The 15,640-nt window shown below is 63.1% G+C and carries 14 protein-coding genes and 1 tRNA gene; 5 read left to right on the forward strand and 10 right to left on the reverse strand.

Translation table 11 applies throughout. The features are described 5' to 3' along the window. Positions 1 to 23 precede the first annotated feature (23 nt). Positions 24 to 785, reverse strand: coding sequence for an amino acid ABC transporter substrate-binding protein (locus F0A16_RS03100; protein ID WP_149433907.1), 762 nt, complete (start codon positions 783 to 785; stop codon positions 24 to 26). Between the two features lie 1,007 nt (positions 786 to 1,792). Beyond that, positions 1,793 to 1,877: transfer RNA gene (locus F0A16_RS03105), tRNA-Leu, on the reverse strand. Positions 1,878 to 1,986: 109 nt separating this feature from the next. Between F0A16_RS03105 and F0A16_RS03110 the strand changes: the two genes are divergently transcribed. The 5 genes from F0A16_RS03110 to F0A16_RS03130 all read left to right on the forward strand — a co-directional run bounded on the left by F0A16_RS03110 (position 1,987) and on the right by F0A16_RS03130 (position 6,733). Next, positions 1,987 to 2,772, forward strand: coding sequence for a ComF family protein (locus F0A16_RS03110; RefSeq protein ID WP_239023684.1), 786 nt, complete (start codon positions 1,987 to 1,989; stop codon positions 2,770 to 2,772). A 40-nt stretch (positions 2,773 to 2,812) separates the two neighbouring features. Beyond that, positions 2,813 to 3,799, forward strand: coding sequence for a serine/threonine protein kinase (locus tag F0A16_RS03115; protein WP_149433908.1), 987 nt, complete (start codon positions 2,813 to 2,815; stop codon positions 3,797 to 3,799). Between the two features lie 134 nt (positions 3,800 to 3,933). Then, positions 3,934 to 4,491, forward strand: a complete 558-nt coding sequence (folE, locus tag F0A16_RS03120) for a GTP cyclohydrolase I FolE (RefSeq protein ID WP_149433909.1) — start codon at positions 3,934 to 3,936, stop codon at positions 4,489 to 4,491. Positions 4,492 to 4,562: 71 nt separating this feature from the next. Then, positions 4,563 to 5,015, forward strand: a complete 453-nt coding sequence (locus tag F0A16_RS03125) for a hypothetical protein (protein WP_149433910.1) — start codon at positions 4,563 to 4,565, stop codon at positions 5,013 to 5,015. Between the two features lie 248 nt (positions 5,016 to 5,263). Continuing rightward, positions 5,264 to 6,733: an NAD-dependent succinate-semialdehyde dehydrogenase gene (locus F0A16_RS03130; RefSeq protein ID WP_149433911.1), complete on the forward strand. Its 1,470-nt coding sequence runs from the start codon at positions 5,264 to 5,266 to the stop codon at positions 6,731 to 6,733. An 80-nt stretch (positions 6,734 to 6,813) separates the two neighbouring features. Here F0A16_RS03130 and purH read toward each other — a convergent pair whose 3' ends face one another. From purH to dsbD, 8 genes are all read right to left on the reverse strand, one after another. Then, complete coding sequence (gene purH / locus F0A16_RS03135; RefSeq protein ID WP_149433912.1) at positions 6,814 to 8,430, reverse strand: bifunctional phosphoribosylaminoimidazolecarboxamide formyltransferase/IMP cyclohydrolase; 1,617 nt, start codon at positions 8,428 to 8,430, stop codon at positions 6,814 to 6,816. A 110-nt stretch (positions 8,431 to 8,540) separates the two neighbouring features. Continuing rightward, on the reverse strand, positions 8,541 to 8,786 hold the full coding sequence (gene fis / locus F0A16_RS03140; RefSeq protein ID WP_149434103.1) for a DNA-binding transcriptional regulator Fis: 246 nt from the start codon (positions 8,784 to 8,786) through the stop codon (positions 8,541 to 8,543). A gap of 59 nt (positions 8,787 to 8,845) precedes the next feature. Continuing rightward, entirely contained in the window at positions 8,846 to 9,880 is a 1,035-nt protein-coding gene (dusB, locus tag F0A16_RS03145; RefSeq protein ID WP_149433913.1) for a tRNA dihydrouridine synthase DusB, read from the reverse strand. 191 nt (positions 9,881 to 10,071) lie between these two features. After that, positions 10,072 to 10,971 carry a 50S ribosomal protein L11 methyltransferase gene (prmA, locus tag F0A16_RS03150; protein WP_149433914.1) on the reverse strand — a complete coding sequence of 300 codons (900 nt, stop codon included), beginning with the start codon at positions 10,969 to 10,971 and terminating at the stop codon, positions 10,072 to 10,074. An 82-nt stretch (positions 10,972 to 11,053) separates the two neighbouring features. After that, positions 11,054 to 12,397: an acetyl-CoA carboxylase biotin carboxylase subunit gene (accC, locus tag F0A16_RS03155; protein WP_149433915.1), complete on the reverse strand. Its 1,344-nt coding sequence runs from the start codon at positions 12,395 to 12,397 to the stop codon at positions 11,054 to 11,056. Between the two features lie 21 nt (positions 12,398 to 12,418). After that, positions 12,419 to 12,886 carry an acetyl-CoA carboxylase biotin carboxyl carrier protein gene (accB, locus tag F0A16_RS03160; RefSeq protein WP_149433916.1) on the reverse strand — a complete coding sequence of 156 codons (468 nt, stop codon included), beginning with the start codon at positions 12,884 to 12,886 and terminating at the stop codon, positions 12,419 to 12,421. 92 nt (positions 12,887 to 12,978) lie between these two features. Continuing rightward, positions 12,979 to 13,422, reverse strand: coding sequence for a type II 3-dehydroquinate dehydratase (gene aroQ / locus F0A16_RS03165; protein WP_149433917.1), 444 nt, complete (start codon positions 13,420 to 13,422; stop codon positions 12,979 to 12,981). A gap of 167 nt (positions 13,423 to 13,589) precedes the next feature. Next, entirely contained in the window at positions 13,590 to 15,596 is a 2,007-nt protein-coding gene (gene dsbD, locus F0A16_RS03170; RefSeq protein ID WP_149433918.1) for a protein-disulfide reductase DsbD, read from the reverse strand. Positions 15,597 to 15,640 lie beyond the last annotated feature (44 nt).

Consider the following 15,640-nt stretch of genomic DNA (forward strand, 5'->3'; position numbering starts at 1 on the left):
GGGCCATCGAAGCGAAACGGCGATCAGGGCTGGGTAATGTCGGACCCGAACCACTTCTCCGAAATGTCGCTCAACTTGCCGTTGTCACGCAACTTGGCGAGCGCGTCGTCGATTCTGCTCTTCATCGCCTTGCCCGCCTCGTCGTCGCGGAACGGATAGGCATTCTCGATGCGGGAGAAGGGCTGCCCGGCCAGTTGCAGCGGCAACGGCTTGTCCTTGATCACCTGCGTGGCGCTCACACGGTCCATGACGAAGGCATCGGCGCGGCCCAGGGCGACGTCCTGCTCGATGTTGGAGTCATACGTCTTGATATCGATGTCATCGGCATACGGCAGCTCATTCAGCAACTGCTCGTAGTTGGAACCGAGGTTCACCGCGACCGTCTTGCCCTTGAGATCCTCGACCCCATGAATGGCGTCGTTGCCTTTGCGAACCACCACCTGGGCACCGTCATAGACATAGGGCTGGCTGAAAAGATACTTCTTCCGGCGCTCCGGCGTGATGGTGATCTGATTGGCGATGGTATCGATTCGGTTGGAGTCCAGCATACCGGCCAGGCCGGAGAAGCTGGCGGTCACGAACTCGACGTCGTCGCCGGTGATCTCACCGATCGCGTTCATGAGGTCGACCTCGAACCCCTTGAGTTCGTCGCGCTCGACGTAGGTGAAAGGGTAGTACCCTCCCGACATGCCCACTCTCAAGGTGTCGGCCTGTGCCAAGGTTGCACCCAGCGATGCGGTGAGCCCTAGCGCGAGAGCCAATGTGGCCTGTCGGAGAGACGCCATTGCAATCGATCGTGTTGTCATGAGCGAAGAGATTCCTTGAGAAGGTTGTGGGAACGTCGCCTTTGGACGCGCTCAATCTGGAGATAGAATAGCGCAATTCTGAAATAGGTAATAAGAAAAATAATTTATATGCCCTTTTGTTTGGCGCTATCGTCGACATGCCGAAACCGTGGCGGTGGACGGTCGCATCGGGCCGCATTCCGTGTCAGTAACTGAAACCAATCTATACTTGGCTTTGCCGTTTGTAATGTATTGATCTAACATTTGCGCGATTCTTTCTGTGAAGGCTGCTGCAGGGACGTGACCAAGGGATGTACGCTTCGCGTTGGTTAGTGGCATGGGCTAAGGAACGAGCCGACAGGCTCAAGAGCGCGGGAAGTATCGGCGCATGACCGTCAGCAGTGTTATGCGGCCTCTTTCGCCACCGGCATTGAGGTTCATGACGCGGGGGGTGGCAAGTGTCTCGGGAAAACCGGCGTCCTTCCGTCGGTTTTCTTCTTCAATCTCGATTGCCAACCTTCGACAGCCCATTCTTTTGAAATGCTTGACCGATGGAAAACCCTTGTATAATTTTTATTCGTTAGCTGACTCACTGCACCCGTGGATGGAGCCAAGGATGCAAGAGCTGAGTCGGAGCCACAGTCAAGGAACACTGTCGGCCCGTTGGATTCAGGGAGATGAAAGCAGGGCTCAAGCGTTACCGTGAACTCGTTCCGTCAGGATGACGAAGATATAAGGCAGGACGCCCGGGTTCAGCGGTTGATGCAAGGGCGGGCCTAGAGGCCCGCCTTTCGTGTTTCCGGGCCCCGAGGCAAGTTAGATACCGTCTGTGATACAAACTGGGTTATATCGCCGGCTATGGTTCTCGCTTACATTGGCGTTTCTGCGATCCCGGCAGGCAGTAGCACGCCCATCTGTCAACTCGACGGCTGAATCGTCCTTGGAAGTCCGGAGGGCTGCCGACCCGGCTTCGGGAACGATAGGTTATTAATACGGCAGGAATTCGATGGTGCGGATGGGGAGACTCGAACTCCCACACCTTTCGGCACTAGAACCTAAATCTAGCGTGTCTACCAATTCCACCACATCCGCATTCTGGCAGGCGCGCTTATTGTACTGTCGCCTTCATCGATGTCAATCGTTGCGCCCTGCGCATCGGTCAGCGCTCGCTACCGCTTCAGTTTTCACCGTCGTGGTCGACATGATGACTGAACGGGGCGAGGAAGAGTCGATGCTGCGATGCCTGGAACTCATGTGGCCGCTGACCCGCAGGTCACTGAACGGGTTCAACACGCAACTCAAAAGAGCGTTGCCGGGTTACTGCGCCTTTTGCAGTGTCGCCGCCGAGGGCGGGCAGTCCTGGTGCCCCGACTGTTTCGCCGACATGCCCTGGAATCACGGCGCCTGTGAGCTCTGCGCCGAGCCGCTGCCGACCGCGCACGTCGGGACGCTTCGCCCGCGCCAGTGTGGGCGATGCCTGAAACGTCGACCGGCGCAGACGTCGTCATGGGTACCGCTGCGCTACGAGTCGCGGGTGACGCGCCTGGTTCAACGCTACAAGTTTGCGGCGGATCCTCGGGCAGGAGAGGTGTTGGTACAGCTGATGCTGGCATCGCTGGATCACGCTCCCGAGCTGGGGGCGGCCATGATCGGAGTGCCGGGGCAACATGAGCGCACGCGGGAATGCGGGTTCGATCACACCGCCTGGTTGACCAGACGCCTGGCAGCAAGATTGGCGCTACCGGTGATCGTGGCCGAGCGGGTGCGGGAGACGCCTTCCCAGCGGGGATTGGATCGACTTTCTCGCCGCCGCAACGTGAAACGCGCGTTCGTCGTCAATCGATCGCTGCCAGCAGCGGTCACGATCGTCGATGATGTCATGACGACCGGCGCCACGCTGGATTCGCTGGCCAAGGCTTGTCGAGACGCCGGCGCAGAGCGGGTGACAGCGGTGGCTTTCGCCCGCACGCCGTCGGCGCGAATCTGATAGCATGCGCGCAAGCCTGCCGCTGCTAGCCGAGGTTCGTATGAGCGCCGTTTCCCTGCATCCGTTCGAGACACTGACGCCACAGCGAGTGGTCGAGGCCGTCGAGTCTCTGGGGTTCTGGCTGCCAGGCGAGCCGTTCGCCCTCAACAGCTACGAGAACCGCGTCTATTCATTGACCGATGACGACCGCCGTCGCTGGGTGGTGAAATTCTATCGCCCGGAGCGATGGAGCGACGAGCAGATACTCGAAGAGCACGCTTTCCTCCAGGCGCTTGCCGCGGCGTCGGTGGCGGTCGGCGCCCCGTGGGAAAGCGCCGAGGGCAACACCCTGCATCATTTCGAGGGTTTTCGCTTCGCGCTGTTTGCGCATGTGGTCGGCCAGGCGCCGGAACTCGAAAATCCCTCCCATCTGTTTGCGCTCGGCGAGCTGATCGGCCGAGTTCACGAGATCGGTGCCCGCCAGCCTTTCCGTCATCGCCTGCGACTCGACCTGAACGTCATGGTCGACGAAAGCCGACGCCGCGTCCTCGAGGCTCGCTGGCTGGATGCGCGACAACGGCGCCTTTATGGCCAGGTCATCGACGCCCTGGTGCCGCTGCTGGCGGAGCACGCCTGGCCCGAGAGTGCGCTCCAGCGGGTTCACGGCGATTGCCACCTCGGCAACATGCTGGGACGGGACGAACGGTTCTCTCTGGTCGATTTCGATGACTGCCTGATGGCGCCGGCGGTACAGGATCTCTGGATGCTGCTGACCGCGCAGTCGCCGGGGGAGTGGCAGATGCAGTTGTCCGAGATCATCGAAGGCTACGAGATGACCCGGGAGTTCGATCGGCGCCAGCTCGATTGGATCGAGACGCTGCGCACGCTGCGCCTGATTCGCCATAGCGCCTGGGTAACGGCGCGCTGGGAGGACCCCGCCTTCCCCCGGGCATTTCCCTACGTCGCGGAGAGCGGTTACTGGGATCAGCATATCCGTGATCTGGAGCAGCAGCGTGTGGCACTCGACTCGCCGCGCTGGCTCGCCTGAACCCGTCATGAGTCGGTGCCGAGATAGTGATGCCGGTGCAGTTTCGCTAGAATCGGCCCTCACCGAGAGTGGGGCCGGAGCGGTCGCGGTGGCGAGCGTGTTCGATCGATGATAACGATAGACAAGGCAGCAACATGACAGAGCAACTGGCAGGCCATTATCACGGCATTCTGGAAAAGCTGGGGGAGGATCCCCAGCGTGAAGGCCTGCGCGACACCCCGATGCGTGCCGCCAAGGCGATGCAGTTCCTGACCCAGGGTTACAGCCAATCGCTGGAGGAACTGGTCAACGGTGCGGTTTTCGCTTCCGACACCGACGAAATGGTGCTGGTGAAGGATATCGAGATGTACTCGATGTGCGAGCACCACGTGCTGCCTTTCATCGGCAAGTGCCATATTGCCTATCTGCCCCAGGGAAAAGTGCTGGGGCTGTCGAAATTCGCGCGAATCGTCGACATGTACGCGCGTCGACTGCAGATTCAGGAACATCTGACCCGACAGATCGCAGAAGCGGTGATGCAGGTGACCCAGGCGCGCGGTGTTGGCGTGGTGATCGAGGCCCAGCACATGTGCATGATGATGCGGGGGGTTGAAAAGCAGAACTCCAGCATGAAGACATCGGTGATGTTGGGCAGCTTCCGCAAGAATCAGACCACGCGCCAGGAGTTTTTGATGCTGGTCAACGGTCGCTGAGGACCGTTTTGCCTGACCCCGCTCGGGCTCCCGATAACCGGTTCCATATGGATAGCCGCAAGGACAGCAGGATGGACGGTCGCCTTTCCCATTTCGACGATGAAGCGCAGGTCGGAGAGATCGAGTGCAACGATGGCAAGCGCTATGCCTTCGACTTCTCCCAATGGCGCGGTCGCGGCCTGCCGAGCGCCGGAACGCCAGTGCGCTTCGAACTCCGCGGCGGTCGGGCCATTCAGGTTTTTAATCGCCCCGAGGCCCAGCGAGGTGCCAGTACCACCCGTGACGTCAACGGCAAGACTCGGCGCAAGGTACTTTCGCACTGGGCACTGGCCGCTTTCGTGGTAGCCGTCGCCGGGGTGGGCGCAGGGCGCTATACGCCGGCAGTGGGAGCGGTGGCTATCGTGCTGGCGTGGCTGGGATTGCGTCATGTCCATCGCGAGCCCCAGCGTCTGAACGGTCAATGGCTAAGCGGTATCGCCATCGTGGTGGCCGTAGGAGTGACACTATGGTCCCAGTGGTGGTGAGTGCGCTCGCTTCGAATTCGTGAGCGGCATCCGGCGCGGATCGACTCGTCGTTCGGCACTGGCGGGGCGCGAATGCGACTGGCACGAGTGACGCTAACGCGCCATCCTGTCCAGTAGAATCGTGGCGGCTGACTCGTTTTCACGGGGCCAGCCACGACCGACCCCCGTTGCACGCCGACTCGTGGCAACAGCCGGGCGGGTAGGCGGCACGCCCGCTTCCGGCGAGCACATCCAGGAAGGAGTGAATCATGCAATCCGTTAAAGAGAGTGCGCTGTTCAGGCCCTTTGCCTATATCGATGGCAATTGGGTCGCGGCCGACAGCGGCGAGCAGATCGACGTCGACAACCCCGCCAACGGCGAAATTCTCGGGCGCATGCCGCGCCTGGGGGGCGCCGAGACCGAGCGCGCCATCGAAGCCGCGGAAGCGGCGCTGCCGGGCTGGCGCAATCACACGGCGCTGGAGCGTGCCGATATCCTGATGAAGTGGTACGAGCTGATGCTCGAGCACAAGGATGAGCTGGCCGCGATCATGACCGCCGAGCAGGGCAAGCCGGTCAAGGAAGCGGCGGGGGAGATCGTCTACGCCGCGAGCTTCATGCGCTGGTTCGCCGAGGAGGCACGCCGTATCTATGGCGACACCATCCCTGCGGCCAACACCCGGCAGCGTATCGTCGTCACCAAGCAGCCGGTGGGCGTCGTCGGCGCCATCACGCCTTGGAATTTCCCCTCGTCGATGATCACGCGCAAGGCGGCTGCCGCACTGGCGGCGGGCTGCACCATCGTGATCAAGCCCGCCAGCCAGACCCCGTTCTCCGCGACGGCGCTGGCCGCACTGGCAGAGCAGGCCGGTGTTCCCCGCGGCGTCTTCAACGTGGTGCCAGGCAAGGCCAGCGAGATCGCCAAGGCGATGACCGACTCTTCCGTGGTACGCAAGGTCACCTTCACCGGCTCCACCGAGGTCGGTAGCTCCTTGATGGCCAATGCTGCCCAGCATATCCAGAAGATCTCGCTGGAGCTCGGCGGCAACGCGCCGTTCCTGGTGTTCGAGGACGCCGACCTCGACGCGGCGGTCGAAGGTGCCATCGCCTCCAAGTTCCGTAACGCGGGCCAGACGTGCGTCTGCACTAACCGCTTCCTGGTCCAGTCCAGCGTGATCAACGCGTTCAGCGAAAAGCTGGCCGCAGCCATGAACAGTGAGCTCAAGGTCGGCGACGGATTCGAGGACGGGGTTAACATCGGCCCGCTGATCGATGGCGATGCCGTGGCCAAAGTGACCGACCACATCAAGGATGCCACCGACAAGGGGGCCCAGCTGCTGCTCGGCGGCCACGAACACTCCCTCGGCGGGCGCTTCTTCTCGCCCACGCTGATCAGCCACGCCACCCCGGAGATGAAGGTGGCGAGCGAGGAGACCTTCGGTCCGCTGGCGGCGGTGTTCCCGTTCGAGACCGAGGAGGAGGCGATGCGGCTGGCCAACGATACCCAGTTCGGGCTGGCATCCTATTTCTACTCGAAGGACCTCGGCCGCGTCTGGCGGGTGGCGGAAGCGCTCGAGTACGGCATGGTCGGCATCAACACCGGCCTGATCTCCAACGCCAGCGCGCCGTTCGGTGGCGTCAAGGCCTCCGGATTGGGCCGCGAAGGCTCCAAGTACGGTCTCGATGAATACCTCGAGACCAAGTATCTCTGTATCGATCTAGGTACCAATGAAGGCTGAGCTTCGGGCTTCGAGTGAAAAAAACCGCGACAAGGTCGCGGTTTTTTCCTTCCGGGGAGTGCTATTTCGAGGCTTGCGGGTCAGTGCCGGAAGTGGCGCATCCCGGTGAACACCATCGCGATGTCGGCCTCGTTGGCCGCGGCGATCACTTCCTCGTCGCGCATCGAGCCGCCGGGCTGGATGACGGCGGTGATACCCGCCGCCGCAGCGTTGTCCAGACCGTCGCGAAAGGGGAAGAAGGCGTCCGAGGCCATCACCGAGCCGGCCACCTGGAGTCCGGCGTGCTCGGCCTTGATCGCAGCGATACGTGCCGAATTGACACGGCTCATCTGGCCGGCGCCGACGCCGATGGTCTGGCGCTTGCTGGCGTAGACGATCGCGTTGGACTTGACGAACTTGGCGACCTTCCAGGCGAACACGAGATCGTGCAGCTCCTGTTCGGTGGGCGCGCGCCGGGTGACGACCTGGAGATCGTCGGCGCCGATCATGCCGGTGTCGCGGCCCTGCACCAGCAGGCCACCGTTGACACGCTTGTAGTCCCAGCCGGCGGCGGTTGTCGCGGGTAGCTCTCCGCACTCGAGCAGACGCACGTTGGTCTTGCTGGCGACCGCCTTGCGCGCCTCGGCAGAGATGCGCGGTGCGATGATCACCTCGACGAACTGGCGCGCGACGATGGCGCTGGCGGTGTCGCCGTCCAGCTCGCGGTTGAACGCGATGATGCCGCCGAAAGCGGATTCACTATCGGTCTCGAAGGCCAGGTCATAGGCCTTGCGGATACCGCCCTCATCTTCCGGCACCACCGCCACGCCGCACGGGTTGGCGTGCTTGACGATGACACAGGCCGGCTTGGTGAAGGATTTGACGCACTCAAGCGCCGCGTCGGTGTCCGCGACATTGTTGAACGAGAGCGCCTTGCCCTGAAGCTGCTCGGCGGTGGCGATGCTGGCTTCCCGCGCACCGGACTCGGCCGTGTCTGACTCGACGTAGAAGGCCGCTTTCTGGTGCGGGTTCTCGCCGTAGCGCATGCCCTGTTTCTTGGTGAACTGCAGCGACAGCGTGCGCGGAAAATCCGGCTCGCCGCTACCGACCCGCTGGCCGAAATAGTTGGCAATGGCGGCGTCATAGGCGGCGGTATGCTCGAACGCCTTGATCGCCAGATCGAAGCGGGTCTTGTGGCTGACGCCGCCGTCGTGGCTGGCCATATCCTTCAGTACGCGGGAATAGTCTTCGGCGCTGACCACGATCGTGGTGTGCTCGTGGTTCTTGGCACAGGCCCGAACCATCGTCGGGCCGCCGATATCGATGTTCTCGACGGCGTCTTCCAGGGTGCAGTCGGATTTGGCCACGGTTTGTTCGAAAGGGTAGAGGTTGACGACGACCATATCGATCGGGTCGATACCGTGCTCCGTCATGACCGCGTCGTCCTGCCCGCGACGTCCGAGAATGCCACCGTGAATCTTGGGGTGCAGCGTCTTGACGCGTCCATCCATGATCTCCGGAAAGCCGGTGTGCTCGGAGACTTCGGTGACCGCGATACCGCTCTCCCGTAGCAGGCGATAGGTACCGCCAGTCGACAGAAGTTCGACACCCAGCGAGGTCAGTTGGCGAGCGAATTCGACGACGCCGGTCTTGTCGGACACGCTGAGCAGGGCGCGACGGACGGGGCGGGGGGCGGTAGAAGCAGGGGGTTGAGACATGCCAGTCCACTCTTGTGCGATGAGACGGCTAGCGCAGCCAGGAGACCCTCGGGTCGTCGGCAGCGTCGCGCGTCCGGGTGGCGCTTCGCTCGGGCGAAGCGAGAGAGAGTTCACATCAGGTCGTACTGCTTGAGCTTCTTGCGCAGCGTGCCGCGATTGAGGCCAAGCAGCTCGGCGGCGCGAGTCTGATTGCCTCCCACGTTGCGCATCACGACTTCGAGGAGAGGTGCCTCGACTTCCGCCAGCACCATCCCGTAGAGATTCGATACGGATTCACCCTCGAGGTGAGAGAAGTAGCGTTCCATGACTCGCTCGACACACTCTCTGAGCGTTGTGTGGGATAGCGCATCGGGCATTTGAAGGGAGTCGATCTCGGCGGATGACTCACCATCGAGAGCTAAAGGCTGCCGGCTATTCATGCTGCGTGGATTCCATTACCGATCGCGGCGGCGTCACCGCGAAAGAGTTCATGAAGAAACTCGAATTGTTGTTGGGTCTGCTCGAGACGATTGAAGCGAGAGCGGTAGGCCCGGCTCGGGTCGTATGAGGCAAGGTACCAACCGACATGCTTGCGAGCCACCCTGACGCCGAGATAGTCGCCATAGTGCTCATGGAGTGCCCGTAGATGACGTCCCATGGTGGTGGCGATCTCGTCCGCGTTCGGTGGTGCGTGTTCGAGACCGGTACGCAGGTAGTGTTCGATCTCCCGGAACAGCCACGGGTTGCCCTGGGCGCCGCGCCCGATCATCACCGCATCGGCGCCGGTGTAGGCGAGCACTTCCGCAGCGCGCTGCGGCGTGGTCACGTCGCCGTTGGCGAAGACCGGTATCGACACGCGCTGCTTGATCGCGGCGATGGTGTCGTACTCCGCGGCGCCGGTATAGCGCTGCTCACGGGTTCGGCCGTGAACGGCCAGGGCTGCGATACCGGCATTTTCGGCGAGGCTGGCGACACGCTCTGCATTGCGGGTCTGCGCACACCAGCCGGTGCGAATCTTCAGCGTGACCGGGATATCGACCGCCGCGACCACGGCCTCGAGGATATCGGCTACCAGGCGTTCGTCTCGCAACAGCGCGGACCCCGCCGCCTTGTTGCAGACTTTCTTGGCTGGGCAACCCATGTTGATATCGATGATTTCGGCGCCAGCGTCGGCATTGAGCCGTGCTGCCTCGGCCAGCATCTGCGGGTCGCCGCCGGCGATCTGCACAGACCTTGGTCCTGGCTCGCCGCGATGGATCATGCGCTGCCGGGATTTCCGGGTGTGCCAGAGTCGGCTATCGGCGGTGACCATTTCCGATACCACGAGACCTGCGCCCAATTCGCGACAAAGCTGGCGGAAAGGGCGGTCGGTCACCCCGGCCATGGGGGCCAGGATCACGCGATTGGGTAGCGTGTGATGGCCGATGCGGGGTAACGGGCGATCGGTCTGCGGTGACACGGAATCACGCATCGTTACAGGGGCTCAGGCAAAACGGGGAGGCTATGATACCGGCCACTCCAGCTTTGTTGAAGCGCTGTTTGCCGACTCACGACCTAAGCCGCAAAGCGCGCCCAGGTGTGTATGAAAATCGTTCATGTCAGACCGCTTCGGCATGAAACCGGCCGCCGGCATGAGCCCATGGTAGGCCGGTCGTGTAACGTTCAGGCCGATCGATGTCCGATGAGGAGAACCCAGCCTTCCTTCTCCTGAGGTTCCTCCATGCGCAGGCCCTGAGCCCGGTAGGCGTCCAGCACGGCATCTGCCTGCGTGGCCAGAATGCCGGAGAGCGCCAGATGGCCATCGGGTTTGACCCGGTCGGCGATCGTTGCCGCCATGTCGACCAGGGGGCCGGCGAGGATATTGGCGACGACCACGTCGAACTGCCCCTGGCCGATCCTTTCCGGATAATCGAGGATCAGGCTGGACTCATCGATCCGATTGCGTTCGGCGTTGCCCCGGCTCGCCTGGAGTGCCTGGGGGTCGATATCGACACCGACGGCGGTATCGGCACCGAGCTTGAGCGCGGCGATCGCCAGGATGCCAGAACCGCAGCCGTAATCCAGGACCTGTCGTTGCGCGAGATCCTGGGTATCGAGCCAGCCGAGGCAGAGCGCCGTGGTGGGATGGGTGCCGGTGCCGAAAGCAAGACCGGGGTCGAGCAGCAGATTAACGGCATCGGGGTCCGGGGCCTGGTGCCAACTGGGCACGATCCACAACCGACGGCCCATTTGCAGGGGTTCGAAGCCGTCCATCCACTCACGCTCCCAGTCGCGGTCGGCCAGCAGTTCGTACTCGATCTGCGGTGCGGGATCGTCGGGGGACTGCTCCGACCAGGCTCGCTGGACACGCTCGATCATTGCCTCGACGCCGGGAAGATCGTCGTAGAGGCCGGTGAGCACGGTCTCTCGCCACAAGGGGGTGGCTCCCCGGTCGGGCTCGAAGACCGGTTCGTCGTGAGCGTCCTGCAGGGTGATCGCGCTGGCACCCTCGGCCAGCAGCAGTTCCTCCAGCCATTCGGCCTGCTCGGGGGCGATGGATGCCTTGAGTTGTAGCCACGCCATGAGTCGATCTCCGGATTGACGGCGGTGACGAAAACGGGGCGAGCTATCGCAGGATAGGCCGCCCCGTCGGGATAGCTCAGGTTCAGCTGAGGCCGAGCTTCTTCTCCAGGTAGTGGATATTGACGCCTCCACGCTGGAAGGCGCTATCGCGAACCAGGTCCTTCTGCAGATCGATATTGGTCTTGATGCCTTCGACCAGCAGTTCGTCGAGTGCGTTGCGCATTCTGACCAGTGCGATATCGCGGTCCGCGCCCCAGGTGATCAGCTTGCCGATCAGCGAGTCGTAATAGGGCGGCACGCTGTAGCCGGTATAGATGTGAGAGTCCATGCGCACGCCCAGGCCGCCGGGCGGGTGATAGAGGTCGATCTTGCCGGGGGAGGGCATGAAGGTGCGGGAGTCCTCGGCATTGATGCGGCACTCGAACGCATGACCGCGCAGCTCGACGTCGGACTGCTTGAGCGATAGCGGTTGACCGCAGGCGATGCGAAGCTGTTCCTTGACGATGTCGACGCCGGTGACCATCTCCGTCACGGGGTGCTCTACCTGAACGCGGGTATTCATCTCGATGAAGAAGAACTCGCCGTTCTCGTAGAGAAACTCGAAGGTTCCCGCACCCCGATAGTTGATTTCGATGCAGGCGTCGGTGCATGACTTCAGCACCTTGGCGCGAGCCTCGGGATCGAGATGCGGCGCTGGCGCTTCCTCGAGCACCTTCTGGTGACGGCGCTGAAGGGAGCAGTCACGGTCGTACAGATGGATGGCGTTGCCCTGGCCGTCGGCGAGAACCTGCACCTCGACGTGGCGTGGATTCTCGAGGAACTTCTCCATATAGACGGTGCCGTCGCCGAACGCCGCTGCGGCCTCCGAGCGAGTCACGCTGGCCGCCTTGGCGACCTCGTCGTCGTTGCGCACGACGCGCATGCCGCGACCGCCGCCGCCGGCTGCCGCCTTGATGATCACCGGGTAACCGATACGACCGGCGATGCGGCGAATCTCGGTGTCGTCGTCCGGCAATGGCCCATCGGAGCCGGGAACCGTCGGCACGCCGGCCGCCTTCATGGCGTTGATCGCGCTGACCTTGTCACCCATGAGGCGAATGGTTTCCGCCCTCGGCCCGACGAAGGTGAAACCGGAGCGCTCGACCTGCTCGGCGAAGTTGGCGTTCTCGGACAGGAAGCCGTAACCGGGGTGAATGGCGCTCGAGTCGGTGACTTCCGCCGCACTGATCAGGGCGGGAATATTGAGATAGGACTGAGCCGAGGCGGCAGGGCCGATACAGACGGCCTCGTCTGCCAGACGCACATGCATCAGTTCGCGGTCGGCCTTGGAATGAACCGCCACGGTCTTGATCCCCAGTTCCTTGCAGGCGCGCAGGACGCGGAGGGCGATCTCGCCGCGGTTGGCGATGAGTACCTTGTCCAACATGATGGTTTCGCTCGTGTGGCCTTAGTTGATGATGATCATCGGCTGGTCGAACTCGACCGGCTCGCCATCCTCGACCAGGATCGCTTCGATCACGCCATCCTTGTCGGCTTCGATCTGGTTCATCATCTTCATCGCTTCGACGATACACACGGTATCGCCCTTCTTGACGCTCTGACCGGCTTCGACGAACGCCTTGGCGCCCGGTGCCGGCGACCGATAGAAAGTCCCGACCATGGGGGAGGTCACCGCGTGGCCCGTAGGCTGCACGGGAGCCGGCTCGGCGGGATCCGGTGCCGGCGTGGCTGCTGCACTGGGCCCCTGGGCTGCCGGTGCCATGGTTTGCGGCATGACCATCGGCTGCTGCATGGCACCGAAGCCATTGGGATGGCGACTGATGCGAACTGACTCCTCACCTTCCTGGATTTCGATTTCGCTGATGTTGGACTCTTCCAGGAGTTCGATGAGTTTCTTGACCTTGCGTATATCCATGGCGATGTCTCGGCTTGGTTGAATGTGACGGTTGAATGTGACGGCTGACCGCGATGGTGCCAGTCACCGAGTGCCCTTCGGCAGATAAAGACTCAGGCGCGATCCAGTTGCGAAAGTGCGGCTTCCAACGCGAGGGTATAGCTCTCGGCTCCAAACCCGGCGATGACGCCTCGGGCGACGTCGGTGAAATAGGAGTGGGCGCGGAAGGGCTCGCGGGCGTGCACGTTGGAGAGATGCAGTTCGATGAACGGGATATCGACCCCGGTCAGCGCATCGCGCAACGCCACGCTGGTATGCGTGAAGGCAGCAGGGTTGAGCAGGATGAAATCGATGTTCTCCTGCCTTGCGCGGTGCACGCGCTCGACCAGCTCGTATTCGGCGTTGGATTGTAGCCACTCGAGTTGATGACCGGTGCTCAGCGCGCGCTCGGTCAGGCGCACCCGGATATCCTCCAGCGTGGTCGTGCCATACACCGCCGGCTCGCGAGTGCCGAGCAGATTCAGGTTGGGACCATTGAGAACCAGGAGTCTAGCCATGACCGTCCTTGCGCTGTTAACCCGTTCATGAATTGCCGAGATCGCGTCACTTTGCTGCAAGATGGCGTCTTCGGCGCACCGTTTTCGTTGGTGTCGAAGTTTGCCGAAAAAGACTGGGGGTGTCCACCCTGACCATCGAACGATGTTCGGTAACACATGGCCACGGGCTAAGAATCACGCGTCGGGCCGACAGGTCCGGTGTCCCGCACCCGTCGCTGCACCGCCTCCAGGTGGCTGGCCAGTGCCGAGGCATCGATTTCGCCCTGGACGCGTGCGTCGCGGATCTCCTTCCCGTCGGTGAAGAACAGCAGTCCCGGCGGCCCGAACAGGCTGTAGCGATCGAGCAGTTCCCGGCTGGCGGCCACATCCCGGGTGACATCGGCGCGAAGTAGTGTGAAGTCGGCCAGACGATCGGCCACGGCTGGCTCGGGGAATACCCTCTGTTCCATCACCTTGCACGAAATGCACCAGTCGGCGCTGACGTCGACCATGACCGGGCGTCCCGCGGCGCGGGCCGACGCCAGCGCCGCATCGAGCTGGTCGAGATCGTCGACCGTCTGGAAGGTGGGGCGCGCCACGTCCGACGCCGTTCGTGCATCAATTCCGGTCAGGGGCTGCAACGGATCGCCACCGCCCTGGGCCGCACCCCATATCATCGCCGTGCCCCACACCAGCAGCGCCCAGCCCGCCGCCTGGCGTGCCCGTGGCCAGCCGGCAGCGGTTTTCATATCCAGCGCGCCGAGTGCCAGTGCGCACCCCAGCGTCAACGCGCCCCACAGCAGCAGGCCGATAGGGCCGGGCAGCAAGCGTTCGATCAGCCAGATGGCGACGCCGAGCAGCATCACGCCGAACATTGCCTTGACGCCCTGCATCCAGGCGCCGGTACGAGGCAACCACTGCCCACCAAAGGTACCGACCAGAATCAGCGGCACGCCCATCCCCAGCGCGAGTGCCAATAGCGCCAACGCGCCGCCCAGCGTCTCGCCGGTGGTGGAGATGAACACCAGCGCGCCGGCCAACGGTGCGGAAACACATGGTGACACCACCAGTACCGACAGGGCGCCGGCCGCTGCCAGTCCCGCTGGGCCGCTACGCTGGAGCCGGTTCTGCCAGGCGTCGACCCGCTGGCCGATCGCGCTGGGCAGGCGCAGGTCGAAAGCGCCGAACATCGCGATCGCGAACAGTGCGAACAGCAGCGCGAAGGGGATCAGTACCCAGCCCGACTGGAGCCGGGCCTGCAGATTGAGCGAAGCGCCGAACATGCCCATCAGCGTGCCGAGCAGGGTGAATGTAACGACCATGCCGGCGACGTAGCTTGCCGACAGCGCCAGCGCGCGCCCTCGCCGGGCGTTCTGGCCCACGATGATGGCGGTCAGGATCGGCAGCATGGGGAGCACGCAGGGGGTGAAGGTCAGCCCCAGTCCGGCGAGGAAGAACAGACCCAGGGCGCTCAGGCCAATGCCGGCGTCGAGCAGTGACCGGAATTGGCCGTCGGCACCGGCATTGGAGAGCGTCGAGGACTCGCCGGCCGCAGGTATCGGGGCCGGGGTCGACTGGACGCCATCGGAGGCGCGGGCGGGGTTGGCGAGTGGCACGTCGCCGCCGGATGCCGAAAAAGGATCGCCGGCATCCTGCCCGATCGGCGAAGCCTTGGCGTCACGGGTCGCGTCGGTATATGCCGCTGGCGGCGGGCCGGTCTTGGCCTCCAGCTTCCAGTGTTCGGGAGGGTAACAGAGCCCCGCGTCGGCGCAGCCCTGGAAGGTGAGGGTGATGGGGATCGAGCGATGGGTATCGGCGGCGTCCTCGACTTTCGATAGCGGCGCGCTGATCTCGACCTGGTCGTGAAAGACATGCACGTCGCCCAGGTACGGATCGTGCTTGAACTCGCCCGGCGGCAGGTCGAGCTTGCCCAGCGTCACGCCGGGTTGACGGCTCTCCAGCGCGAAACGGTGGCGATAGAGATAGTGGCCCGGTTCGTTGCGCATGCCGACGTAGACGCGTTCATCGTCATGCCAGGCGTAAGCGTGGAATGCCTGATCGACCGCGAGAAACTGCGCGTCGCTCTGGGCGAACGGGGGCTGCCGTTCCCGTTGAAGGGCATCGGCGTGGGCAGCGCCCAGCGGCACCGACAGACAGCAGCAAAACATCAAAACCAACCGGTAGAAACGCGACATTCGTTAATGGGTATCCCGACGACGGTTGAGGCTTGGCCCTGACG

Origin of the sequence: Salinicola corii (genome assembly GCF_008298015.1) — a bacterium.
Lineage (GTDB): Bacteria > Pseudomonadota > Gammaproteobacteria > Pseudomonadales > Halomonadaceae > Salinicola > Salinicola corii.